Source organism: Streptomyces sp. NPDC085524 (assembly GCF_044541755.1).
Taxonomy (GTDB): domain Bacteria; phylum Actinomycetota; class Actinomycetes; order Streptomycetales; family Streptomycetaceae; genus Streptomyces.
The window spans coordinates 439,869-462,980 of record NZ_JBITTH010000001.1 but is presented as its reverse complement, the minus strand read 5'-3'; the positions used below and the strand labels follow the sequence as shown (position 1 = coordinate 462,980).

The following is a 23,112-nucleotide window of genomic DNA, read 5'->3' as shown; positions in this document are numbered from 1 at the left end:
AATCAGAACCCTTTGCGGTACGCCTTGGCGCAGGTCAAGTGAAGTTGATCGGCGAAGCCGATCCGGGGTTCGGAATGGCGAGGTATTCGGTCAGCGCGGCTGTCTCGGAACTCGTCGACTCATGATGACGCCCCGTGCCGACATGATCCCGCATCAGAACCCCTAGACGGCACGCCTTGGCGCAGGTCAAGTGAATGCCGAGCCAGGGGACATCACGCCGTGGTCTGGTCGGGAGTGGCCGGTTGCTCGGCGACGAACGCGAGTTTGATCGGCGAAGCCGATCCGGGGCTCGGAATGACGACACATTCGATCAGCGCAGCTGATTCGGATGAAGCACTGAAAGAGAAAAACATCTGATCGGCGAAGCCGATCCGGATGGGGGCATGACGGACAACTGAATACCTCAGCCCAATCAGCCAACTGCGCTCGGACGACGTCGTCGATCCGGGCGCTTTGCTGTGTCCGAGGAGAAGAACTCATGCCGAACGCTCCGAACAACGGACAGCGGGGCCGATCGTTGGCGCGGCCCAGACAGGTCTCGGCCAGAACCTGGCAGTAGTCGGTTCGGTGAAGTTCGAGGCTCTGTACGGCCGTGGTGCGCATCTCGAAGCCGTCGGATTCGGTAGCGAGCGTGTGGCAAAACGGCCCGTCTGGCTTTGTGTTGAACCCATCGGGGTTGGCCGCGACCAGGCCGGATCCCGCACTTGGACCCCTTTCCCTGAACACCCATGTAGTGGGCGGCGCTTTGTGCTGCCCGCGCAGTAGGAGGAGAAACCTGATGAATCACGAGTCCACGAAGTTGTCGGTCGCGTTCAGCGGGGCCGACAACACGGGTAAGACCACGCAGATCGGCCTGCTGGGCCGCCGGATCGGTCCGGCTGCGGCGCTCGCCGGCGCCCTGCACGACCACGACTCTCGATGGACCGACATCCAGGGCGACATGGCCGGGTGGTGGTTCGAGAAGAGCCGCATCGAGGAGTTCGTGGACGTCCTGGCGTCTTCTTACCTCGCGCGATCCGCCGCCCCCGGCGTCGGGAGCCTGCGACTGTTCGACCGGGGCATCCCCATGCTGGAGGCGTCGGTCGCCGCGACCGTTGCCGTCCGCGAGAACCTGGCCGCCCCGGCGGCGGCCGACCGCGCACGGGCCCTGCTCGAACCGTGGGCCACGGACCTTCGCGTCGCCGAGAACGCTGAGCTCTCCCTCTACCTGGCGTTCTCCAACGAGATCGACAAGAACGTGACCCACAGCCTGGCCCATCAGGCGAGCGTCACCCCGCCCTACGACCGCTACCAGCGGGCCCTGCACGAACGACTCCACGTCATGGCCACCGAAGAGGGCCGCTTCTCGCACACGGTGCTGATCGGTGGCCGCTCCATCGTCGAGGTGCAGCGGGACATCCGGCGTCTGCTGCACCCGCGGCACCCGGCCGTCCCTGCCCGTGCCCTGGACGGGGTGCAGGTCATCGCGCTCGCCGGGCTGTCCGAGAGCGGCAAGAGCAGCGCCGGCAAGTACCTGAGCGTGCAACACGGCCACGCCCGCCTCAAGATCGGGTGGCTGCTCGACACTGCCGCCGCGCACGCCGGCCTTCCCGACCCGTACGCGGTCACGGAGGACGTCCAGGCCGAGTTGATCGTCGACGCCCTGGATCGCTACCTGACGGCCCACCACTACCTGACCGACGTGACGATCGAGTCGCTGCACTCCTTCGGGTCCACCGCCGCACTGCGACGGCTGCTCGGACGGCAGGTCACCGTCACATACCTCGACACGCCTATGGCGGCCCGCCGCGTACGCAGCGAAACCGGAGCCGATGACGTGGCCGTGCGCGACCTCGTCAAGGAGAGTCGAGGCGCGGACAGGATCGCGGGCATCGCGGACCGGGTGATCGACAACTCCGGTACACGGCTCCGCCTGGAGCGCTGCTTGGACGCGCTGGTCCTCGATCGCCACTGGCCCGCACGGCAGCCGGAGACGCAGCCCGTGAACATGCTGGGCCTCCCGATCAGCCTGGAGTCCTGCCTGCACAAGCTGCTGGACCGCACCACCGGCGGCGCTGACCCGGTGGTGGACCTGCTGGCCGTCACCGGGTCCGCCGCCAAGGGCAGGTACCAGAGCGGGTGGAGTGACCTCGACGTGTTCGTCGTCGCCGACAACGCCCGTTTGGGTCCCCTCGCCGACGTGCTGGCCGAACTCCGCGCCGACCTGGAGGGCGTCAAGGTCGGCGTCAGCGTCGTCACGCTCGCCGAATGCCGCACCGGCAACGTGTCCGTTCGACTCCAGCACGTGCTGGCCCAGATCGGTGCCGGTGCCATCACCCCGCTGTGGGTCCGAAACGGCCTGCGGCTCCCCGCTCCGGACCCGGCCGCCATCGTGGCCGCCACCGTCATGAACGGGGTCCAGGCAACCTTCGACATCCGCCGCCAGATCCTCGCCGGCGCCGGCGATCTGCACGCCCTCTACAAGGTGACGGCGCTCTCCGCGAAGGTGCAGTTGGAGTTCCGCGGCGTACCGGTCTCCGCCGACGAGGACGCCCTGACCACGCTCCTCGGCGCCCACGGACACGACACCTCCCTGGCCCGCACCGCCCGTACCGACCGCGCCGCCGCCCGCGAGGTCGCCCATATCGTCCTCGACCTGTGGAACGACACCATGAACGGAGTGGAGCAGTGACCGACGCAGTCTTCGTGAAGGACTTCCCCAATCGCACGGCCGCGATTGGGGAGGTTCGTGGCCACCGCTTGATCGAACACCGCCTCTCCGTACCCCGGCTCCATGGTCTTCACGACGGGCCGGACGGCAGCCAGGTGGTCTTCGACGACGTGTTCGCTCAGGGACGGTGCGAACTCCTCCTCGGCGACCTCATCGCCCTCGCCGACCGCGACCCGAGCCACATACCCCGGCTCGTCAAGCTCGTTGAAGCCGTGTGCCACGACCTGACCACCGCCTTCACGCACGAACGCCGATACCCCCTGAGTAGCTGCGTTCCCACCCTCTACGCCGACCGCATCCGACCCGGTGGACGCCTGGACCGCTGGTACCTGAACCCCGGCCACTCCGTCGTTCCAGCCGGAGGAAACGTTTCCGCTCTCACTGTGGCCGACCTCGCCGACCACACGATCACCGTCAACGGGCGGCCGCTCACCATCAACCTCCCCGACATCGTCCGCACCACCCGCCAGATCCTGACACCGGACAGCAGCTGGGTGTGCGGACTCACTCAGGGAGACCCCACCGAGCCCAACATCGCCGACCCCCTGTGCTGGCTCGACTTCGCACTCGCCGGTCTCAACTCCCTCCCGGGCGAAGCCGCCAACCTCCTCTGGTACCTGATGGGCCTGGGCGGCTGGCTCGTTCCCACCTACCAACCCGACACCTACCAGCGCACCATGCGCCTCGCCCTCCCGCCCCTCACGACCCCCCGGATCACCCACCTGGACCACCACCCCCGACTCCGCCACCTCGACATCCACTACCGCTGGAACACCGGCCCCGGCCGCCGAGCCGCCCTCACCACCGCCCTGCGAGCCCTGCCCGACATCCCCTGGCACGACTTGCGCCCCTTCCTCACCCTCCGCGTCCTCGGTGTCGTCCGTCCCTGGCCCATCACAACGACCGACACCCTCCTGACGCTGATCAAGGCTGCCGAACTCCATCAGCCGAGCAGCAACGCCACCGAGTTCTTCACTCAGCACACATTCGAAACGGAGCGCCCGTGAACCCCGCCCTCTCCATCACTGATCAGTCGCTGACCGCCCGACCCCTGCTCGGCCGAACTGCTCTGGTCACCGGAGCCACCGGTGGCATCGGCACCGCGATCTGCCGTGCCCTCGCCACCGCCGGCGCCCGCGTCGCCGTCGCCCATTACGACGAGGACGCGGCCGCCGCCGACCTCCTGGACCAGCTGCCCACCCGAGGCATCGCCGTCTCCGGTGATCTCACCGATCCGAAGTTCCCGGCCGCCCTGATCACCAGCGTCACGGACGCCCTGGCACCCGTCGACATCCTGATCAACAACGCCGGCGCCTACCCCCGTATCGCCTGGGAAGACCTGAACGAGGCCGACTGGGAGCAGTCCCTCGCCGTCAACCTCCACGCTCCGCGCCGCCTGTGCCAGGCTGTCACTGCGAGCATGACGGCACGCCAGTGGGGCAGGATCGTGAACATCGGCTCGATCAACGCCCTCGTGGGCCGTCGCCAGCTCACCCCTTACGCCACGGCCAAGGCCGCGATGATCGGACTGACCCGGTCCCTGGCCCGCGATGTCGGCGTGGGCGGGATCACCGTCAACTCGGTCCTGCCCGGAGCGATCCAGGTTCCTGCCGAAAATGCCCTCCCGCCCGCCGCCCGGGTGTCCCCCGAGCACCAGATCGCCCGCCAGTGCGTTCCCCGCCGCGGGCGGCCGGAGGACGTGGCCGCCGCTGTCGCCTTCCTGGCAAGTCCTGCGGCCGGGTTCATCACCGGTCAGAGCCTCCACGTTGATGGCGGGTGGGTGATGAGCTGATCTCCTTCGGCCGGGTTCACCACCGGTCGAATTCTCCACGGTGATGGCGGCCGGATGATGAACTGATCTCCTCGACAGCAACGCCTGAGGAGACACAGTGAAAGAACGCGTCCGTGCCGTCCTGATCACACCGGCCCGCACCATGCTCATCATCCGCCGCACCATCCCCGGCCGCGACGTCTACCACGTCCTCGTCGGCGGCGGCATCGAGGACGGCGACCCCACACCGGAAGCGGCTCTCCACCGTGAGATCCACGAGGAGATTGCCGGGAAGGCTCACATCGTCCGGCTGCTGGGCACTCTCGCCGACACCGAACGCGAAGAGATCCAGCACATCTATCTCGCCGAGGTCCGCACCTGGGCCTTCGACGACCGTACCGGCAGCGAGTTCACGCGTGCCGATCGCGGCACCTACGAACTCGTCGAGACCCCCCTCACCACCCCCGAGGCCCTGGCCACCCTCAACCTCCAGCCTCCCACGGTGCTGCCCCTGATCCAGAAGGTCATGTCCGAATGGGCGTGAAGCTCTGCACGGAGCGGTTCTGATCCGCAGTGCGCCGGCTGATCCTCGGCGTACGCCAGTGGGCACACCGTGCAGACCGAGCACGGAACAGGTTCGACTCCTGAGCGCTGCAGATGATCCCTGAGGCGTGTCCCTGGAGATCTATGCAGCTCCAACCACCCCAGCACCCCGGTGCGCGCGCTGCCTTCGGGCAACCGCGGCGCCGGGGTGCTGTTTTTCTTCTTCGTGGCTCGCCTTACTCGCCCCGTGAAGGCCGTGAGCACATGGGATCAGCAGAGCTGATCCGGATCTGACGTCGAAGAACATCCTCGTTCCGCCAGGAGTCGGCCTGGCCGACTCCATGAGCGGCTACCGCCTTGCCGTGTCCTGTGCCGGCCCGTGCACTCCAGCATCCGTACCACGGAACTGCACTGACAACGCCGAGGTGTTCCTCTCCTGGCTGACGAAGCCGGACGACCTCGTTGAGGACCCGGCTGGCCCAGGCCCCCGAAGGCTCGCTGAACCACTACCTGTCAACTCCGCCCGTGACCATAGACGAGGGGCCGAAGGACCTGCTCGTCGAACTGCCCTGGCAGCAGCCGCGCACGCACCAGGCCGCCCGAGGCCGGAAGGTCGATCTCGCCACCGCCCGGCCCCGTCGTCACGCGTGTCCGGCAGGACTCCGCACGCCCCGGAACCGCTGTGCGGCTCGTGCGAAGACCACGGCCCGATCACCCGCTTTGACCGGTCCACGAACGGGATCACCGGACACAGCCGGTGCGACAACGCGCCGTGTGAGGCGGGAGCCGAGACCGCCGCGCACGTGTGCGCCGGTCGCCGCTGCTGCCCTCCGTTCTGACGCCACGGCGCCTCCGGATCCGGGGGCCTCTGGCCGGTCCCTCCCGGTTCGAGGCGGGGCTGGGGCGCCGACCGCACCTCGGTCGGCGTACGGAGACCACCGCAGCACTCGGGAAGGAATCCCAAACCATGACCACCACGACGGCACGCAGCATCGTTCGGGAGATCGTCCCCCGCTCCTACCGCCGACACACCCCGACCAACGGCCATGCGCCGGAGGGCGCCGAATACGGCGTACGGCCGGCTGTTCGACCTTCCCGGTGAGTCGCCCAACGGCCGCCGCCGCGCCCGAGACGGCGACGTCGGCAACTTGCGACCAGGGCGACCGCGCGCGGCACCACGTGGAGCACGGCCGCCGAGGGCGGCGAGTGTTCCGAGGTGTCGGCCACCATGACCGAGCGGCTCCGTCACAGCAAGCCCGAGTGGTCTCTTCTCGAACGGTGGCTGGCAACTGCGCCAGGCTCTTCTCTTCTGCATGATCAGCGGAGCTGATCCGGTCTGGCCTTCGGAAGATCACGTCCACGCCAGGAGTACAGCCGTGAGCCAGGCGCTCCGCTGCACAGCAGCGCCGGGAGTCTCACTGCCGAATCCATCACCTCGTCCGGGGGAGATCGCCAGGCCCCGAGCGCCTCCTCCTACCTGCCCTGTTTCGATGCCCACGATCAGGCGCGGGTCGCGAAGTGCCTCTTCGGCGTGCGCGTTTGCCCGTCACCCGCTGCCCGCTGCCCGCGGGTAGCGCCGGGTCTGCGGCTCCCGTGACCTCGAGCACCTGGTCCGGGACCTGCCCGCCATGCTCGGAAGCTCCTCATCCGACCCGAGCGGCTTCAGCCGGGCCTGCTCGCGAAACAGGACCCGCGGAGACGCAGCGTCCTCGTGTGGCAGGGCGTATCAGTGTTCGGACGACTGATCTCTTCGACCTCGGCCTTCGAGGTCGCGTCCAGTGCTTCACACATCAGGCCACCTCCTTAATGTGCTTGCCCGCCGGCTTTCGCGGCGAGGGCCTGCTGCTCGACGTGCCGTGCCGCGATGTACAGGCCCTCGCGGTTCAGGTGCCGCGAGTAGCTCGAGTCGAGGTAGAGCACGGGCACATCGCCGGCGGCCTTCAGAAGCGCAGGGTGCAGCAGGTGCTTGATGGGGCCCGAGCCGCCGCCGTAGACGTAGACGACCTCGGTCGTCGCACCGGCCTGGGAGAGGACGTCGCCAAAGGAGGAGACGATCTCGTCGACCAGGTAGCCGGCCTCGTCCTCGACGAAGCCGACGGCGCGCTGGTGACGATTCTTCACCAGCACAGACGGCTTCGCGTGGAGGAAGTCCGCCAGCTGCTTGCGCGAGGAGAACTGCAGCGTGGCATCCGACTCACTCATGCGCTCCATGGCGTTCATCAGCGCAGTGCCGTAGCCCTCGTCGAGCGTGGCTGCCGCCTCGGGGTTGAACCGCCCATCGGTGAAGACCGGGAAGTTCACGGTGCCCTCACCGACATCGACGCCGATGGTGTTCTGCACCGCCACCAGATCGGAGGCCGAGACCTCTTCCACCACGGAGGCGTCGCGAGTGCGCAGATCATCGAGAAGGGCCTGGGCCAGCGGTTCGCCCTTGTCGGTGATGGCGAACTGCGCGGAGGCACCCTCGGCCATCACCTGAACGTCGACGAACTGCAGGCGCACCGAGACCGGGGTGCTGAAGTTCTTGATCGTCACCAGGTGCACGGCGGGGTCGGAGCTGCCCAGCAGACCGATGAACTCGGCGGCGTAGGCGTGGCGGCGCGCGACGAACTCGGAGATCGGCAGCGCCAGGCCGGCACGCACCTGCACGCGCAGCTCGTGACCGGGCAGCGCGCCGTTCTCGCGGACGTAGTCGCGCAGGGCCTTCGCGGCGAAGACGCCCAGGACCAGGACCTTGCTCAGCTCCTGATCAGCCTTGGAGTGCTTGCCCAGTACCTCGAACTCGGTGAACTTCGAGCCGCGCACGCTCAGCGCTGCCCGGCCGAAGATTCGGCGGTCCGACGCCGCTACCAGGGTTGTGGTGAGTGAGCAGTCGATCTGGTTGTAGAAGTCGCCGGCCATCACGGAGGCCGCATCCGCGTCGGGGAGCGGCACCTTCGGCGAGGTGCGGGAAGTCGAGACGACTGCGCTGGGCAGATCGATCTCGTCGAAGATCTCCCGCTTCGTGTTCTGGATGACGCCCTTGACGTACCCGTTGCCGACGTCGATGCCGCCGGTGAGGGTGATGATGTCGTTGCTGTTGGCGCTCAAAATTCGGTCCCTCGGTGTCTGTGTCGTCTGCCTGGAAGATGGAATTCACCGCGCCACTCAGCGCCGAGTACTCGCCATGATTTCGTCAATGGAGGCCTGCTTCGGAGGCTCCGGGTTCGGGCCGGTGGCCCTTGCCGCAGGATCCTCGACCGTCTCAACAGGTCTCGGAACCGGCTGGGGTCGGGCTACCGGCGCTGCTGCCTTCTTCTCGACGACGGCGTCGGCCTGGTCGGAGACCACGGGCTGTGGCCGAACAGGCGTGGCGGCCGGTCGGCGCTCGGTGACCGCCTCGTCGTCCTCGCGCTGCTCGGTGCTCTCCAGCGGCGGCCGGCCGCGACGCGGCAGCTGCTCGACGGGCTTGTAGTAGACGTCGACGTATCCGTCGCGCTGAATGGACTCCCGAATGAGCAGTCGCAGCGACTGCGAGATGTTCTCCTGCTGATCGAGCCACTCGATCACCGACGTGTCGGCAGCGGGCACGGTCCAGCGGACCTTACGAGGTTCACTCGGCCGCTGCGCCATTGCACTCACCTTGCCCTGCCACTCGCTCCTGCACTCCATATCGTCGTTCGCCGGATCCCTCTCGCTCCGTCACATGGACTCGCCACCCTTCATGTTTCCTTTCGAATTCGAATCGCTGCGAGTCGACTCTAGTGTCCCTGTTGAGTCCTATGCAAGTCCCACTCGATACGTCAGTCGGACGCCATTGATGTCATCACTCGTCTCTGGTGGGGGCGCCTGTGAGACGCCGCAGTGCCCCTGCCGGAGGCGACCGGCGCAAGTCGGCGGCGCCATGGCGCCCATGAGTCCCTCATGCAGCGCAACAAGGGCTCCCACGGGACTCCTGCGAGACACCTGGCATCAGGGCGTGGTCTCCGGGAAGGGGAACGGGGGCATATCCAAGCTCCCAGTGGTGTCCCGACCGTGTCTCCTGAGAGACACCGCCCGGCTCCCCGACGCAGGTGTGTCCCCCGAGAGCGCTGTGTGTGACGCCAGGGCGGCACCATTGGAGCGCGCGTGAGATGCGATGCGGACACGCGAGGGACTCCGAGAGAGTCAAGGGCAGCAGTCGGTGTCTTGTCAGTGTCCCAGTCGTGGCCCCTGCGCGTTCCGATGTGTCACCGCAGAGACGCGAGGGAAGCGCCTATTCGCGGGGCCGCGAGGCCCGACCCGCGCCCCCGCTGAAGCCATTCGGCGGGTACGTCGAGACGGTCATGGACCGCTGGTGGAGCGTGGCCGGCACAGCTGTCAGCGAGACGCCGACACAGCGCTGGTGCGGCGGTCGGCACCCGTGCGTCATCGAGCCGACGAGGTTGCGCAGAGAGAGAAGGGTCGAAGGGGGAGTAGGCCCCCCACACCCAGCGAGCGTGCGAGGAACGCCGTGCTTGCAGCATGGGCCGTGGGGCGGAAGAGGCGCGGAGGCATTGCTGCGGAGACACCCCTTGGAGGAAGACGACAACGCTCCGATGCCCCTCGAACTGCTCGCCGCGCCCGATGGGCAGATGGGCAGATGGCCGCAGCATCCGGGATCTCTTCTTCCGATGCATCCACGGGAGACCGCCGCGGGCTCGCCGCGCAAGCGCGAAACGACACATGGCCCGGCGCCGGATCGTGTGTCGACGAGGTAGTGCCGAACGCCCGCCTCGGACGCGCTGCGTGACGTGCCGGCACCCTGCCGCAGCAGCACCGGAGCAACGACCCGAGCACAGCAAATCCAGGCCGGTGCAGCCGGCGCAGCACGGTGGTGCGAGGCCGGCTACGCCGCTGGCAGCGAGCGATGAAGCAGAGCGTCATCCACAGCCGAAGCGACGGCGTCGCGAGAGGACGGATCCGCCCCTGGGCGAGGGCTGTGCCGCCTGCGGCAGCGAGGTGATGAACCGGATCTGTGCCCTGTCGGGAAGACCCGTACCCCGCCTCGTTCGTTCCTCACGAGGACGGGCCGGCCCGGGAGTACGGCCGTATCCCGAACGAGGAAACAGCAGTACGGCCAGAAACCGTGATGACCAGGCGAAACAGCCGGCCCCGTACCCCCGCTGCACGCAAAGACGGAGGGGTACGAGTCGAGAGGGTACGGCCCGTTTCCCCTGATGTTCCAGGCTTCGCCAATGCTCCGGCCGCGGAACAGCGGGGACGGCGACGAGGAAGTGAAAAGGGCATAAGGGAATGTGATAACACGTGTCCTGCGGACCCCCGCTCCGCTCGGCCTCTTCACTGCGCTCCGATGACGTGTCAGGCATGGCCGACGGGTTCCACCGGTCGCTTGGTCCCCGGTCCGTCGGTCGCCGGCGCTCCCTCTGGCCATGCCCAGCCCAGCGCTTGGGAGACGACCCCCAACACTGCCCGGCCGCGGTTGTCGCGAACGTGTGGGCAGGGCGAAGAGTGCAGCGGTGGATGGGCAGGCGCGCAGCGCCTGGCTCACTGGCTCAGGCGAGAAGCGACGCTCCGGGCGGTGGCTCGCAGTGCGATCCGGCCGGGGTGGATCACTCCGGTGGGATCCGGATCGTCAGCCGGAAGGGCCGGCGCGGGAGCTGCGCTGAACATCGAGATCGCGCGGATCCGACGAGGATCCGCACTCGATGGTCGCTGCTCCACCGAGTCCACGAAGAGGCACGACCACGACCCAGCCCCAGCCTGGACTCGTCCCGCGAGAGAGGAGCCCGCTGCGTGCCCGAGTTGTAGCAGTCGAACAGCGAAGCCGTCGCCGCGGATGCGCTCCGGCGAAGTCGGGGACATCAGTGACGTCGACTTCACTGACGACGAGAACAGCACGGTCGTCACCGTGAACATCCCCCGCAGTGGTGACGGGATGTGCATCGTCCACCTCATGTCGATGTGTGGTGACGATCGGATCCGCGTCGAACTCCATCGGGAGAAGGACCTGGCCGTGATCGGGTCCAGTACCGGCCGGCCGGAACGGGGCAGCGGTACGCAGGCCCCCGCGCCCGCCCAGACGTCATGACCGCAGCTCTCGACTCCAGCTGGGGAGACCGCCGAGGTCATGAGGAGAGGAGACTCGAATGATTGCCGAAATGATTCCGGAATCGTTCTCGCACGTCGTCCTCGCCACCGGTTCCCGCAGCTGGAACGACGCGAAGAGCATGCGTGAGACGTTCAACGACACCTGGCGCGGCTGAGGGCCCAAGAGCGTCACCAGGCCGGTGCTGCTTTCGGGGGACCCCAGCGGAACCGGGAGGTCGTCGCCGCCGCCCAGGTCTTCCGCGAGGCGGGGGCTCAGGCGCTGTGCACGGCCTTCCTTGACCTCTGGCACAAGCCCGGATGTCCGAAGCGAAGCCAGGAGCGGCTCATGCCGGATACACCGGGGCACTTCTCGCACGGCACCATCCACTGCAGGGCTCGAGCGGGACTGCGGGGATCAAGACGACCGATGCCATCCGTCCGGGTCTGAAGATGCGCGATGGGCCCTGCAGTGTGCTGCAGGGCCCATCGGGGGTGAATGACAGAAATCGGCCAGGAGGCGAACATCAGGCTCGGTGCTAGTTGCTCCGATCGATGCCGTGAGCCTCGTCGTAGGCCTTCATGACCTTCTTCGGGATGCGCCCCCGATCCGCGAACTCGTAGCCCTGCTCCTTGGCCCACTCGCGGATCTTGTCCCGCTCCTCGGCAGTCGTCTCAGGTACGACTCGCTTCTTGGGCGCGGGCTTCCCGGCTTTCCGGCTGACCTCCAGGTACGACTTCAGCGCCGCCTCAAGGCCCTTCTTCTCCTCAACTGTGAGATCGACTTCGTACCAGGTGTCTCCCAGGCCGAAGGTCACGGTTGCCGCATCCGGCTTACCGCTGAGATCTGACTCGACAATGCTTCGAATAGCCATACCGGCGAGAGTAGCCGATGCGCAAGGGCGTTGGAAAGCCTGTCGCGATCATTCGATATAAGTGCGCCATTCGGAACCCGAATGAGACTCAAAGGTGCTGGTGAATTGACAGAAGGAGTGACTGTTACTGCTAGAATCGCAGCAGCGTTGAAAGGCGTCTCTCCTACCTCGTTCTCCACCGGCCAGCGACCCCGATCGAGAGGGCCTCCGCCATGTCCACGCTTCATGCCGTCGACTGCCACTCGCTCACCGACGAGGACATCGACCTCTTCACGCCGCTGTGCCGGCGCACAGGATGGTCGGATCAGCACCTGAAGGAGATCGAGTCGACATGGACGGCATCTCCTCTGGCGTCCTCGGCTACGCAGGCCCGTCCGAGCTCGGCTTCGATGCCCACGTCCTCTACCAGGTGATCGAGGCATACACCCGCGTGCACCGGCCCGAGAGGCTTTGGGAGATCCGCCCGCTGCGTCCGCTCGCCGGGCTCGGCACCGTCTCCGACGTCATGGCCGTGCTGTACGAGAACCGCCGGCTGGTGGCCGATGCGATCGTGCTGAAGACCTTCGCACAGGTGGGCAAGATCCGAGACGTCGACGACCGCGACGAGGGCTCCTTCGGCTTCTACGTCGCCCCGGCGATGAACAGCCCGCGCCGCACGGGGTCCGCGCTTGAGCCGTGCTTCGGGGTGTTCACCGCCGGGCTGCCGGCCAACCGGATGGTGGGGATCAACGACCACCCGGTCGTCGTCGCCAACCGGCCCACCGGCCCACCGGCCCACCGGCCCACCGGCCCACCGGCCCACCGGCCCGCCGGCCCGCCGGCCCCGACGATTTCGACGGTGGTTCCGGCCGGGTGCCGAGGTGGTTCGACATCACCACCAGCCTGGAGCAGCACGACGGTCTCAGCGCCATCGGACACCGGCAAGCCTGCGTCGTTCGCGTCGCAGCTCGGGACGCTGCGCTTCACGGCGACGTTGCAGCCGAACACCTTCCGCGGCGACACCCGCGTCCACGCCGTCATCAACGAACAGATCACCACGGGTGCTTGAGCCCCGTAGAGGAGGAGACCCATGACGACGCCCCCGACCACTTCGCGTCTGCTCGGCATCGGGTGGTGCGCCCTCGTGCCCTTCGCCGTCGTCGCGGGCTACCTCGGTCTGGGCACCGTCGCGGTCCGCCTCATCGGAGAGCCGATCGTCGCGACCTGCGTACTGGGCATGCTTGTTGTCATCCTGGTCGGCTCGGTGAGGATCCAGCGGCCCCAGTGGCTCGCGCATGCGCCGGCCCCGCGGCCGAGCGTGGAAATTCCGCGCTTCGGGTGGACCGTCGTCGGCTGCGCGGTTCTGGCATTCATCGCCGGGCAGTCGATGGCCTTGTGGATCTACGCCACGACCGGGTCCACAGGCTTCGACACGTCGAACCAGACGAGGCACGCGGCCGGAGTGCTGGCGACCCTGCTGCTCGCCATGGTCGCGGCTCCTGCGGGGGAGGAGGCCCTGTTCCGAGGGCTGGTCTACCCCTTGCTGCGCAAGCGGGTGAGCATCCTCGCTTCCACGCTGGTCACCGCCCTGGTGTTCGGCCTGCTGCACGGCAACGCCGTGCAGTTCGCCTCGACCCTGCCATTGGCGGTGCTCCTGGCCCTGATCTACGAACACACGCGCGTGCTGTGGCCCTGCGTGCTCCTGCACCTGGGCTTCAACCTCGCTGCCGCCCTCGTCCCGGCACAGGTGTTCGTCGCTCTGGCCAACCCCGTCTCCGCGGCACTCCTGTACCTGGCTTTCGCCGGTTGTGCCTTTGGGCTCTACCGGCGGGTCGCCGGCTTGACTGCGCCAGGCGCAGGCCCGGCCTCGGGAAGCGAGTCCGCAATGCAGTGAGCGAGTTACTCAGCCTCTTCTGGAAAACGACGGTGCCAAGGTCCTGACGTCCATGCCGGGGATCGGCGTCAGGACCGGAGCACGGATCCTCATCGACGTCGGCGACGGATCCGGCTCCCCGTCTGCCGCCCACGCCGGCCTGGCCCCGGCGATCCGCAGCTCAGGCTCGTCAATCCCTGGCGAAGCCGACCTCCCGCACCTACCGCGACAAGAAGACCAGGATGTCGGCAAGACCGCCCACCACGGCCACGGGCTGCCCCCGGCCGGGAAGAAGGTCTTCGACAAGCCGATGCCCAACGGCGATCCGAAGCTGCGGGCCGTCTTCGACAAGCTCAAGGCCAAGTTCGGCACCGTGCTGGTGATCGCGGACCAGCCCGCCTCGATCGGTGCCCCGCCACTGACCGTCGCCCGCGATGCAGGCTGCGAAGTCGCCTACCGGAGCGGGACCTGGACCCACGGCTGGACCACCCTGCCGTCACCTGACTCCTCCATCGCTACGGATCCCCGCCGCACTGCGCAAGACGAAAAGATCGTAGTGGTCCCGGGAACGGGCACCCTCGGCGTGGTCATCCCCTCGCCGGCCCGCTCGCGTGCCGCGGTCCACGAACAGCGTCGGGCACTGGGAGCCCAGATCGGCACCCTGCTGGAGGCCCACCCTCTTCACCCGGTCCTGACGTCGATGCCCGGAGGCGGAGTCAGGGCCGCCGTCGTCGTGCGCGGCCCTCACCAACGGCGAGCCGCGCTCTCGCTCGACGCCGGTGTCCAGGAGCTCGTGTCCATCGGCGGCCCGCTACTCGCTCTGGCTCTGCGCGCCCCGACCGGTACGACCGTCGTGCTCATCGCCACGTGGAAGCCGTCCCGCACCCGCACGCACCGGCTCGGCCCGATCCGTACCCCCGGCCTGCGCGCCCTGGCGGCAGCCCTGTTCGGGGGCAGCACCCTGGGAGCACTCAACGTTGCCGCCCTCGCCGCAGTCGGACGTCACCACGCCGAGTACCTCTCGACGATGATGCCCGCGGCGCTCGCCATCGGCAGCCCGATACGGCGGGCGCCGGTCCCGTCTACACCCGAACGCACGCTAAATGCAATCGACTTGACAGGATCGTTGTGTGTAGGGATATCGTACGGACTCTCAAGTGGGCTGGATGATCAACACCTTTGGTTGACCTGGCCATACTGTTCTGTTCCGCAACGGGGGTAAGGCCAGCACATGCGGTGGAAAGCTCGCCGCGTCGGCAAGGGTCATACGGTCAGCCGCCGTGCCGTACGCAGAGCGTCCGGGAACATCGTTGAGAGAACCAAGCGCCGGGCGCAGCGGTTTGACAACATCCTCCGCCCGCGCGGTGTCCGTGGATCACGACCAGTCCACCGCATTGTTACCCGGGCGTTCACGGGCGCCGTCATCGCGATGACCTTCGTGTTCACCGTTGCGTTCGAGGTTGTCGCTGAAGTCCCGTACTCCGTGGAACCGCATGCCCGCGTCCTGCGTCTGCCGACAGGCATGGGCTGGGCAGCGAAGCGAGGGTTCACTGCACCCGCGGAAAGTGTGACGACTACTGGCTCGGCCTGCCGAACGCATGACTGGGCGCGGGGTGGGTGGAGCCCCGCAAGCAAACGGGGCAGGGGCGAGGGGGGACGGGGCGATGAGGTGGGTTGCTCGACGGAAGGCCGCCCGGAGCGGGGAGAGCGGCGGGTTGCGTGCAGAACCAGGCGGTACAACGCCGGCGCACCTCGCGAGAGCGGTCATGCAGTGGCGGAGGGACCCTTCGCGACGCGCCCTCTTGAAGGAATGCGAGAAGCTGCTCGCCGATCTGCCTGTGCCCACTCCCTTCAGTGTCGAGGCGCTGGTCCGGAACATGGAGCACGCACTGAAGCGTCAGATTCGGCTGGTGCCTTTTGACGACCCGGACGGAGGGCTGGGAACGGCCTGCGGCCTTCGAGTCAGGACGCCGGAGTTCACGGTCGTGCTCTACCGGCGCCGATCCAGCCGGAACCAGACCGAGCACATCATCCTTCATGAGCTGGCGCACGAGTGGCTGGACCACGGGAGCACCCTGAACGATGAAGAGGTCGAGCGATATGTCCCTGAGCACATCCGGGAGGAAGTCCTTCGTCGGTTCCCGTTGGCTCTGGTCCAAGGCCGCGTGAACTACGACAGCCCGGAGGAGCAGCAGGCCGAGTTGTCGGCGTCCCTGATCAAGAGGTTGGCCCGCCGCCAGCCGTTGGCCGGCGACGACATGGTCAGCCTCTTGGAGTCCTCGCTCTCCCACCCGGTTGCTCCGCCGCGGCGTGGCTCCAAGAACGAATAACGGACGGCATGCTCGACTTCTTCAGGTACCTGACCGCGGCAGTGATGACCCTCATAGCCGTCTGGCGATTCCCCGCCGTCCGGTACGGTGACGCCCACCGCCGAGCCCTCTGGGGCGGCTACGCCGGATTCTCCGTGGCCTTGTGGCTCTACACGCCAGCAGCGATGCAGGCCGTGGACCGCATCCCCGTGATCGATCTGAGCGCCCTCCTGAGGCACTTCGCCAGCACCGCTGCCATCATCGCGTCCCTGACGTACGTTGCGACCAGCTACGGCAAGAGCTCCGAGGCCGTGGTGCCCCGACACGTCACGGTGTCGCGCTGGATCGCCCGTGCCTCCTACCCGGTGGGCGCAATCGGCGTGACCCTGCTCACCATTCTCTTTTTCACCGTTGTGGACCGCCAGCGGCAAAGCAAAGACTTTCTCAGTGATCATGCAGGGGAATTAGGCGCCGCTGTGTATATGAGCGTCTTCTACTTCTTCCCGCTCGTCACAGCCGCCGTCTGCGGCTACCAGTGGTCGCGGGGGGCGCGAGAAGCCGAGACGATCAGTATGCGAATCGGTCTCAGGCTCATGGGAATCTCGATGTGGATGGGGCTCCTCCACACGACGGCCCGAATCGTCATCGTGTGGACGGCGGTATTTTTCCCGCTGAGTCATTCCACAATGGAGATGCTCATTGATCTCACGGCGATGTGGATGAACCTGCTCTTCCTCATCGTGGCCGTAGGCGCGAGCATCCCCACCACCAGCGTCGTTGCTGCTCGCTGGAAGACATGGAAGACCCTCTACCGGCTTCACCCGCTCTGGTTCGACCTGGTGAAGTCTTTCCCCGGAACGAGTCTCTACCCGCCCGGGTCGCGCCTTGCCGAGCTGATCCACATGAGGGTCCCCAGCGATGTCCGCCTGGACCGATGGACCCAGGACATCGCTGATGTCTGCGAGAAGCTCCGGTACTACGCCCCGGAGACGCTCCTGTGGGCCGCCGAGGAGGCAGCCGCGTCGCACCCCGACCCCGAGCCGGGCGCCGAGGCGTACTGGATCGCCGCGGCGCTCCGTGCCGCTGCCTCCACGAAGGCCGGCCAGTGCGCGACGGCCCCGCTCCAGGAGAAACCTTTCGTCGACACGAACAGCGAGGCAGCTTGGCTCGTGCGAGTGAGCAAGGCTTACGCGGTCATCACCCCGGGCGGTGCTCAAGAGCTTCTGCGGCAGTCTGCGGAGCTGAGTCTTGAACTGGACGAGTGAACGTTGCAGCCCGAAAATTCCATTCGAGTTTCAAGTACTGTTCCTTACGGCTGAAGACGTCGACTCAAATGGGAGGTCGCATGAAATAGAAGACAGCCTTCCGGTTCTATTGCCGCCCTTCGGATTCGGGCGGGGTCGCCAGTTACGCAAAGAGGCGGCTGGTACCGTGGGCCAGACAGTGGGTGGCATCGTTTTCCGCCCTGTAAATACCGCCGACCCTGGAAAGCGAAGCGCAGGCGCTGTCGCCGCCACGCGCATGCCGGGGCCGGAACGCTGTCCGGTACGGGCGGCGCCCAGATTCTCAGCACTGGAGTTCCTGCATGTCTCAGCGCACCGGCCTCGTCCTCGACTTCGGAGGCGTGCTCACCACACCGCTCCTGCCCGTGGTGCTCGCCTTCGAGCAGCGTGAAGGGCTTCCCCAGGGTGCATGCATCTCGGCCCTGTACCAGGACGAAGAGGGCGTCCGGATCACCGGCGACCTCGAGCGGGGAGCGGTCAGCCAGACCGAGTGGAACGAGATTGCCGGCAAGAAGCTGGGCGTCTCTCCCGACAACTTGATGGGCAGGATCTTCGGAGGCCTGCGTCCGGAGCCGCTGCTGATCAACGCGGCCGCCGCGGCGCGGCGAGCGGGCATCAAGGTGGGCATCCTGTCCAACTCGGTGGGCCTCGCGCCCTGGGACCTCTACGACGGCTACGACCTCGAGAAGTTGTACGACGTCGTGGTGATCTCCGAGCACCACCGGCTGCGCAAGCCCGACCCCGAGCTCTTCGAGATCACGCTCAAGCTCATGGAGATGCCTGCCGAGCAGTGCGTCTTCGTGGACGACACCGAGGCGTACGTTCAGGCGGCCGAGCAGCTCGGTTTCGCGGGGGTGCACAACAAGGACCCCAGGCAGACGGTGGCCGACCTGTCGAACTTGCTGGGCGTGGACCTCACCGCCGCGCCGTAGCCGGCCCCCGGGCAGGCGCCTGGTCCAGCCGTCCCCGGCCGTTGGCCACCTCACAGTGAGGTGGCCAACGGCCGGGGATCTGCGTTGTGCGCTGCGGCTCGGGATCCTGGTCGTACGCGTCAGGACTGCGGGGGCGGTTCAGCCGCGAAGGGCGTCAGACCGAGGGCGGGAAGCTGCCGGTTCTGCCATGGCCAGGGGCGGACGGCTCGGCGGCGCTGTCAAGGCGTGGCGCCGGCGCTGTCAAGGCGTGGCGCCGGCGTCACTGCTCGCTCTGCTCGCCCGGCAGCTTGTTCTTCAGCTCTCCGACGACTTCGTTGATCTTGGCCATCATGCCGGCCGACAGCCCTGCCTGGTTGCCGCGGGCGGCGAGGCCGAGGATCTGGCCTTGGTGGATCGACCCCAGGAAGCGGATCGCTTCGAGGAATTCACCGGCCGCGGGGCTCAACTCGGCGTCGTCCTGGAAGAGGGCGATGTCGACCTGGAGAGCGTGAGCCAGGCCGGCGCGTACTGCGTCCGAGACGGTCGTCGGGGCGCCCGAACGAAGCATGGCGATATCATCGGCAGTCATGTGCGTCGTGCCGCTGTGGTCGTTGACGGCTTGCGCGATCTGCTCGTTGGACGGAGGCGTCTGGCCTGCGTACCCGTGCTCCAGCAGATAGTTGATCTTCTCGCCGACCGTGCGAGGTGCAGACGGACGAGCCTCCCTCAGCGGCCGCCCCCTGCGGAGCCCGAACGAGACGTCCTGCGCGGCCAGTAGCTCTTCCGTGGTCACCCCGTAGGCGCGCGAGAGAGGTCCCACGTAGGCATCCTGGAGCCGACGCCTGCCGGATTCCGCGTTGCTCAGCGGCACGCGACTGGCGTTGATGGCCTCGGAGGCCTGCGCCACGCTGAGGCCGGCGTCGCAGCGGAGCAACTGCAGGTCCACGGGGCCGTCGTAGGGGAAGAGGGCGTCAAGGTCCTGACCAAGTGCCGACGCGATACCTGGGAGTTTCTCCCCCTTGGGGAACTCCTCGCCGCTTTCCCATCGCGCCACGGTCGGGCCGCGGACGCCTACTATCGCGCCCAACTCCTTCTGGCTGAGCTCCTTGCCCCGTCTGACAGCTCGCACTCGGCTGCCGTCGAATTGACGTGGCACATGGACTCCTGCGACTTGGCGGTCTGGACCTCGGGGGCGACGAGAGAACCCTAACGGAAACCGGCTTGATCGATCCATGCATCTATCGTACGTTTCTGTATCGCGCTTGACGATGGGGCTCTGCTCGCGCGTCGATCTTATGCCCCGATTAGTCCATCGCTCAACTACCCGCCCTGTTCAAGGCGGGTCGACCGGACCAGGTCATGCAACGGCCTAGGAACCTGGAAGGATCCCACCGATGATCCAGTCTCACTCAGAGTGGTCCAACTCTGGCGAGTTCAAAGGTTTCAACGAAGCCCGGCGCATCATGTGGTGCTATGAGGCGCGTGCCCGCGTGTCCGAGCGGTTCGAGGAGACGAGCTTCATCGGTGACACCAACGTTGCGGCGGTCCACGTCGACAACACCACCCGGGCGGACCGCGTGTTCCTCGTGGCGTTCGACGAGGCCGGCCGGCAGGTCGGCGTGGACACGCTCTACGTCGATGGGCCGAATCAACACCTCGACGTCGCTTCCGAGTTCGACCACGACTTCACTGGGATGGACGTCGTGCCCAACTCGCAGCTCGAGCAGGCCATCTCTCGCGAGAACGGCTGGGTCGTCAACCTGAAGGTGCTGCGCGAGTACGAGCCCTTGGCCGATCGCCGGGCCACGCAGCGTGCGGTGTTCTTGATGCACCTGCAGGACATGATGAAGAACGGCGAGGTCCGCGGATTCCTTTTCGGCCAAGGTGAGTCCGATGAGGCTGATGCGGCGTGAGGGGTCACGATCTTGTACGTCAGACGACCCCGCCGGTCAGGCTGCCGGCGGGGTCGCCTGATCTCTGACGCTGTTACGGCGCTGCATCCTCGCAACGAGGGGGGATCGGCACAGCTGATCCGGGTGTCGAATCCAGGCCGAGTGCGGGCATGCCGTGGACCGGCTCATGCCGGTCCCGGTTGACGTCGGTCCCGGGTGACGCCTGGCGGTGAACCCCGCGAGGTCACGCAGTTCATCTTCGGCACAGTCGCCTTCCAGGAGTGGAACCCGTGATGCCGCCCTGACGGCCTCGTGGCGTCAGGGCGTCGATTCAGGCTCGGTACGTGACGGTGTTGCCTTGTCGCGTCGTCACGCCCGTGGTATGAGCCGCGAGGCCCACTCGGTGAGATCCGAATTCTGGATCTTGTTCGCCTCGACCAGAACGCCGATCGGAACCCCCGTCCTCCTTGAGATCTCGGCGAGCGTATCGCCTGGCACGATGGTGCGCGGCTTCGTCTTCGGCGCGGGCGCGGAGGGTGCGCCCGATCCGTTGGGCTCGTCCTCGTCCTCGTCCTGGCTGCCGCGACCGGGCTTCGAAGACGGACTCGCCCCGCTCTCGTCCGGCTTCCCCGTGCCGGCCTCGCTCGGCTGCTGGGCGCTGCTGCCTCCGGCGTTCTGTTCGGCGGGGTTGCCCGGTGCCTCGGTCGGGGCGTGATTGCCCTGCAGTGCCTGGGTGAAGCCGCCGTCGGAAGTCGCGAGCTGCGTCAGGCCCCAGCCGACGAGGAGCGCCGCTCCGCCCGCCATGAGGCCGGCCGCGATGAGCGGCCCGTTGCCGAAGCCCATCGGGCCGGCGTGACTCCGGGCAGCTGCTCTCGTCTGTGCCGTGGGCTTCGACGCCGTCCCCTCTGGCCTCTGAACCGTAGCCGCCATCCCTGCCCCAACTCCTCTATGAATAGCATGCAGAGTCATCCGTGTCTGACATTGGCATTCTACTCATAGTCGAATCCAAGTCGATGCAATAAGGGATTGAATGATAGTTGAAACCCTGCCCGAGAGGTCGCCGGCCGCGCGGCACCGCGACGATCATTCACGCCGAGGTCCGGTTCGCGATCCGCACATCTTCTGCTCTGGCCGATCTGAGCAGGTTGGCCGCGGGTTCAGCGCCCGAACTGGGACCTGGTGCCGGCTGGGTCAACCCCGGGGGGCCATCGATGCTCTGCTCCTGACGCGCACCGTGCGGGACTGGAGTGCGGGCTCCTCCTGCTCTTGACTGGCCCGCCTCTCGGAGATGGAGTGAGCCATCATTCGACGTCCATGTCGACTCGGCGATGACCCTCGTATACGAGTCGACAACAAGTCAATCCAGACTGACTATACTGAGGGTATGACTCGCAACGACAATGCTCACGGCGGCAGCGGTCCCGGCGCCGAGCTCCCGAAGTTCTCTGTCAATGTCGTCCCGACGGACCAGCTCAGGCACGAGGAACTCGCCACGGTCCTGAACCTCTATCGCCGCGGCCAGATCACGCCGCTGATCTTCGGAGACGGCAACAAGCCCGAGGCCGCGATCATCCCCTTTGCCGCGTTCGTGCGCCTCATGAAGTACGACCACGCGGCCCACGTCCACGCTGAGGCTGATTTCCAGGCCGAGCTCTCCCATCGCATCCAGGAGTCCGACGCCTCCGGCGAAGGCGAGGCGGGCATGACCGTCGAAGAGCTGGCCGAGAGCCTCGGCCCGCTCGGTCAGCAGTGGGCGGATGACCATCGTGCTGCCCAGCAGAAGAAGCGTCATGAGTGAGCGTCGGCCTGTCATCCGCATCCTGCCGACCGCCGGTCTCAAGCAAGACCTCCAGACTCTCCACGACGCTGCGCTGAAGAATCCTCAAGGACCAGAGGGCCGGCTCCTGCGCGTGGCTCTCAACCAGCTGGGCCGGATCCAGCAAGGCGCGCCGGGCACGCACCCGCTGGGGTACATGCCCAGTTATCCCGATCTCTCCGATTGCGAGACCACGTACGTGGGCGCAGATCCGAATAAAAAGCCCTCGCACCGGATCGTCTGGCGGGAGCGCGCGCCCCAGCGCCCGGGCGAGCCCGTCATCCGCGAGATCATCGCCCTGGGTGAACGCGCGAACGGGCAGGCCTACTACATGGCCGGCCAGCGTCTGGGCCGCCCTGTGGGCTTCACTCTCGCCGAGCTGGCCGCGCAGCGCGAGCCGATTGCGAGTCCCTCGCGACCCAGGCAGCGCTTGCCCGGCAGTTTCGACACGCCATCCATGAACGAGCCTGACCACCAGTTCGAGTGACCTGTACCTGGCCGTGGCCGGCGTGCTCATCGTCCCGGTCGGCGCGCTCGTGCTGATCTTCGTCATCGCCGACGGCTGAGCCCCACGGCCGACCTCATCTCATCCATAAAGAAAATCCCCGTGATGCCTGCAGGCATCACGGGGATTTTCCTTTCTGTCGGCTCCTCGCTTTCTACGACGCGGGCCGCAGCTCACGACCCTCAATGACGTTTTCGAACTTGCCGGCATCCCCGATCGTCCTTGGGGCGTCGTCCTCATTGCCCCCCAGTCGGCGGTTGAAGCTGCTCGATGCGGAGAACTTGAGAACCACGTAGTCCTCGACGTTGCTCTTGCCGAAGCGCACCTTGTGACCCTTGTGGTCCTGCCGGTAGAAGCGGCCGAAACTCGTGAGTACGACCGCCTCTCCGCAGCTGACCGCCCCAGTGAGTTCACCAAGCAACGACTCGTAGACCTTGTTCACCACTCGTATGGGCAACTTGCTGCGAGTCGCGACCCGCGAGATGAACTCGCGCTTATTGACACGCGGTGTCTTCGTCGTTTCCATGTCTACACCCTGTTCTATCGCCGTTCCTGAAACAGTTCCAATTGGAAGTCAGTCTATCGGAGACAGTCATGAGT

At 66.9% G+C, this 23,112-nt stretch carries 19 protein-coding genes and 4 pseudogenes; 16 read left to right on the top strand and 7 right to left on the bottom strand.

Going from position 1 to position 23,112, the window contains the following annotated elements; translation table 11 throughout:
• The first annotated feature begins 778 nt into the window (after positions 1 to 778).
• From ACIGFK_RS01995 to ACIGFK_RS01980, 4 genes are all read left to right on the top strand, one after another.
• Positions 779 to 2,671 carry a nucleotidyltransferase domain-containing protein gene (locus ACIGFK_RS01995; RefSeq protein WP_376659407.1) on the top strand — a complete coding sequence of 631 codons (1,893 nt, stop codon included), beginning with the start codon at positions 779 to 781 and terminating at the stop codon, positions 2,669 to 2,671.
• Between the two features lie 68 nt (positions 2,672 to 2,739).
• Positions 2,740 to 3,717, top strand: coding sequence for a hypothetical protein (locus ACIGFK_RS01990; RefSeq protein WP_376659408.1), 978 nt, complete (start codon positions 2,740 to 2,742; stop codon positions 3,715 to 3,717).
• Positions 3,714 to 4,502 (top strand): SDR family NAD(P)-dependent oxidoreductase, encoded by a 789-nt coding sequence (locus ACIGFK_RS01985; RefSeq protein ID WP_386463215.1) that lies wholly within the window; start codon positions 3,714 to 3,716, stop codon positions 4,500 to 4,502. The genes ACIGFK_RS01990 and ACIGFK_RS01985 overlap by 4 nt, the downstream gene beginning before the upstream one ends.
• A 97-nt stretch (positions 4,503 to 4,599) precedes the next feature.
• Positions 4,600 to 5,025 (top strand): NUDIX domain-containing protein, encoded by a 426-nt coding sequence (locus ACIGFK_RS01980; protein ID WP_042813583.1) that lies wholly within the window; start codon positions 4,600 to 4,602, stop codon positions 5,023 to 5,025.
• A gap of 1,802 nt (positions 5,026 to 6,827) precedes the next feature.
• On the opposite strand, the gene ACIGFK_RS01975 is transcribed toward ACIGFK_RS01980, so the two are convergent.
• Both ACIGFK_RS01975 and ACIGFK_RS01970 read right to left on the bottom strand, forming a co-directional pair.
• Entirely contained in the window at positions 6,828 to 8,114 is a 1,287-nt protein-coding gene (locus tag ACIGFK_RS01975; RefSeq protein WP_400050155.1) for a hypothetical protein, read from the bottom strand.
• A gap of 57 nt (positions 8,115 to 8,171) precedes the next feature.
• Complete coding sequence (locus ACIGFK_RS01970) at positions 8,172 to 8,636, bottom strand: hypothetical protein (RefSeq protein WP_376659412.1); 465 nt, start codon at positions 8,634 to 8,636, stop codon at positions 8,172 to 8,174.
• Positions 8,637 to 10,821: 2,185 nt separating this feature from the next.
• On the opposite strand from ACIGFK_RS01970, the gene ACIGFK_RS01965 reads away from it, so the two are divergent.
• Positions 10,822 to 11,073, top strand: a complete 252-nt coding sequence (locus ACIGFK_RS01965; RefSeq protein ID WP_376659413.1) for a hypothetical protein — start codon at positions 10,822 to 10,824, stop codon at positions 11,071 to 11,073.
• 535 nt (positions 11,074 to 11,608) lie between these two features.
• Here ACIGFK_RS01965 and ACIGFK_RS01960 read toward each other — a convergent pair.
• The gene (locus ACIGFK_RS01960; RefSeq protein ID WP_285523268.1) at positions 11,609 to 11,944 is read right to left on the bottom strand and encodes an Lsr2 family protein; all 336 of its coding nucleotides are present in this window, start codon (positions 11,942 to 11,944) and stop codon (positions 11,609 to 11,611) included.
• 331 nt (positions 11,945 to 12,275) lie between these two features.
• Between ACIGFK_RS01960 and ACIGFK_RS01955 the strand changes: the two genes are divergently transcribed.
• The 8 genes and pseudogenes from ACIGFK_RS01955 (at position 12,276) to ACIGFK_RS01920 (ending at position 18,320) form a co-directional block, all read left to right on the top strand.
• Positions 12,276 to 12,992 carry a hypothetical protein gene (locus ACIGFK_RS01955; protein WP_400050154.1) on the top strand — a complete coding sequence of 239 codons (717 nt, stop codon included), beginning with the start codon at positions 12,276 to 12,278 and terminating at the stop codon, positions 12,990 to 12,992.
• A 21-nt stretch (positions 12,993 to 13,013) separates the two neighbouring features.
• Positions 13,014 to 13,817: a lysostaphin resistance A-like protein gene (locus tag ACIGFK_RS01950; RefSeq protein ID WP_400050153.1), complete on the top strand. Its 804-nt coding sequence runs from the start codon at positions 13,014 to 13,016 to the stop codon at positions 13,815 to 13,817.
• A 37-nt stretch (positions 13,818 to 13,854) separates the two neighbouring features.
• Positions 13,855 to 14,001: pseudogene (locus tag ACIGFK_RS01945) on the top strand (transposase); the annotation flags it as partial.
• A pseudogene (locus ACIGFK_RS01940) lies at positions 13,990 to 14,253 on the top strand (transposase); the annotation flags it as partial. The pseudogenes ACIGFK_RS01945 and ACIGFK_RS01940, both read left to right, overlap by 12 nt.
• A gap of 2 nt (positions 14,254 to 14,255) precedes the next feature.
• Positions 14,256 to 14,532, top strand: a pseudogene (locus ACIGFK_RS01935) (IS110 family transposase); the annotation flags it as partial.
• Between the two features lie 1,066 nt (positions 14,533 to 15,598).
• On the top strand, positions 15,599 to 16,126 hold the full coding sequence (locus ACIGFK_RS01930) for a hypothetical protein (protein ID WP_376659416.1): 528 nt from the start codon (positions 15,599 to 15,601) through the stop codon (positions 16,124 to 16,126).
• A gap of 8 nt (positions 16,127 to 16,134) precedes the next feature.
• On the top strand, positions 16,135 to 17,370 hold the full coding sequence (locus ACIGFK_RS01925) for an MAB_1171c family putative transporter (RefSeq protein WP_376659417.1): 1,236 nt from the start codon (positions 16,135 to 16,137) through the stop codon (positions 17,368 to 17,370).
• 320 nt (positions 17,371 to 17,690) lie between these two features.
• Entirely contained in the window at positions 17,691 to 18,320 is a 630-nt protein-coding gene (locus ACIGFK_RS01920) for an HAD-IA family hydrolase (protein ID WP_386463230.1), read from the top strand.
• 259 nt (positions 18,321 to 18,579) lie between these two features.
• On the opposite strand, the gene ACIGFK_RS01915 is transcribed toward ACIGFK_RS01920, so the two are convergent.
• A complete protein-coding gene (locus ACIGFK_RS01915) occupies positions 18,580 to 19,245 on the bottom strand; it encodes a helix-turn-helix domain-containing protein (RefSeq protein ID WP_400050220.1) in 666 nt (221 codons plus the stop codon).
• A gap of 33 nt (positions 19,246 to 19,278) precedes the next feature.
• Positions 19,279 to 19,533 (bottom strand): annotated as a pseudogene (locus ACIGFK_RS01910) (helix-turn-helix domain-containing protein); the annotation flags it as partial.
• 160 nt (positions 19,534 to 19,693) lie between these two features.
• Here ACIGFK_RS01910 and ACIGFK_RS01905 point away from each other — a divergent pair.
• On the top strand, positions 19,694 to 20,212 hold the full coding sequence (locus tag ACIGFK_RS01905) for a hypothetical protein (RefSeq protein WP_376662326.1): 519 nt from the start codon (positions 19,694 to 19,696) through the stop codon (positions 20,210 to 20,212).
• A gap of 348 nt (positions 20,213 to 20,560) precedes the next feature.
• On the opposite strand, the gene ACIGFK_RS01900 is transcribed toward ACIGFK_RS01905, so the two are convergent.
• The gene (locus ACIGFK_RS01900) at positions 20,561 to 21,034 is read right to left on the bottom strand and encodes a LysM peptidoglycan-binding domain-containing protein (RefSeq protein WP_376662327.1); all 474 of its coding nucleotides are present in this window, start codon (positions 21,032 to 21,034) and stop codon (positions 20,561 to 20,563) included.
• A gap of 541 nt (positions 21,035 to 21,575) precedes the next feature.
• Between ACIGFK_RS01900 and ACIGFK_RS01895 the strand changes: the two genes are divergently transcribed.
• Positions 21,576 to 21,989, top strand: coding sequence for a hypothetical protein (locus ACIGFK_RS01895; protein ID WP_400050152.1), 414 nt, complete (start codon positions 21,576 to 21,578; stop codon positions 21,987 to 21,989).
• The gene (locus ACIGFK_RS01890) at positions 21,949 to 22,494 is read left to right on the top strand and encodes a hypothetical protein (protein WP_376662329.1); all 546 of its coding nucleotides are present in this window, start codon (positions 21,949 to 21,951) and stop codon (positions 22,492 to 22,494) included. The genes ACIGFK_RS01895 and ACIGFK_RS01890 overlap by 41 nt, the downstream gene beginning before the upstream one ends.
• A 172-nt stretch (positions 22,495 to 22,666) precedes the next feature.
• Here the strand turns inward: ACIGFK_RS01890 and ACIGFK_RS01885 are convergent, their stop codons facing one another.
• Positions 22,667 to 23,038 carry an HU family DNA-binding protein gene (locus tag ACIGFK_RS01885; protein ID WP_376659401.1) on the bottom strand — a complete coding sequence of 124 codons (372 nt, stop codon included), beginning with the start codon at positions 23,036 to 23,038 and terminating at the stop codon, positions 22,667 to 22,669.
• Between the last annotated feature and the right edge of the window lie 74 nt (positions 23,039 to 23,112).

Bases quoted from the DNA above. Each gene is read 5' to 3' on its own strand.
- ACIGFK_RS01995 (WP_376659407.1), top strand. From the start codon at position 779: ATGAATCACGAGTCCACGAAGTTGTCGGTCGCGTTCAGCGGGGCCGAC.
- ACIGFK_RS01970 (WP_376659412.1), bottom strand. From the start codon at position 8,636: ATGGCGCAGCGGCCGAGTGAACCTCGTAAGGTCCGCTGGACCGTGCCC.
- ACIGFK_RS01965 (WP_376659413.1), top strand. From the start codon at position 10,822: ATGCGCTCCGGCGAAGTCGGGGACATCAGTGACGTCGACTTCACTGAC.
- ACIGFK_RS01960 (WP_285523268.1), bottom strand. From the start codon at position 11,944: ATGGCTATTCGAAGCATTGTCGAGTCAGATCTCAGCGGTAAGCCGGAT.
- ACIGFK_RS01955 (WP_400050154.1), top strand. From the start codon at position 12,276: ATGGACGGCATCTCCTCTGGCGTCCTCGGCTACGCAGGCCCGTCCGAG.
- ACIGFK_RS01950 (WP_400050153.1), top strand. From the start codon at position 13,014: ATGACGACGCCCCCGACCACTTCGCGTCTGCTCGGCATCGGGTGGTGC.
- ACIGFK_RS01925 (WP_376659417.1), top strand. From the start codon at position 16,135: ATGCTCGACTTCTTCAGGTACCTGACCGCGGCAGTGATGACCCTCATA.
- ACIGFK_RS01920 (WP_386463230.1), top strand. From the start codon at position 17,691: ATGTCTCAGCGCACCGGCCTCGTCCTCGACTTCGGAGGCGTGCTCACC.
- ACIGFK_RS01905 (WP_376662326.1), top strand. From the start codon at position 19,694: ATGATCCAGTCTCACTCAGAGTGGTCCAACTCTGGCGAGTTCAAAGGT.
- ACIGFK_RS01900 (WP_376662327.1), bottom strand. From the start codon at position 21,034: ATGGGCTTCGGCAACGGGCCGCTCATCGCGGCCGGCCTCATGGCGGGC.
- ACIGFK_RS01895 (WP_400050152.1), top strand. From the start codon at position 21,576: ATGACTCGCAACGACAATGCTCACGGCGGCAGCGGTCCCGGCGCCGAG.
- ACIGFK_RS01890 (WP_376662329.1), top strand. From the start codon at position 21,949: ATGACCATCGTGCTGCCCAGCAGAAGAAGCGTCATGAGTGAGCGTCGG.
- ACIGFK_RS01885 (WP_376659401.1), bottom strand. From the start codon at position 23,038: ATGGAAACGACGAAGACACCGCGTGTCAATAAGCGCGAGTTCATCTCG.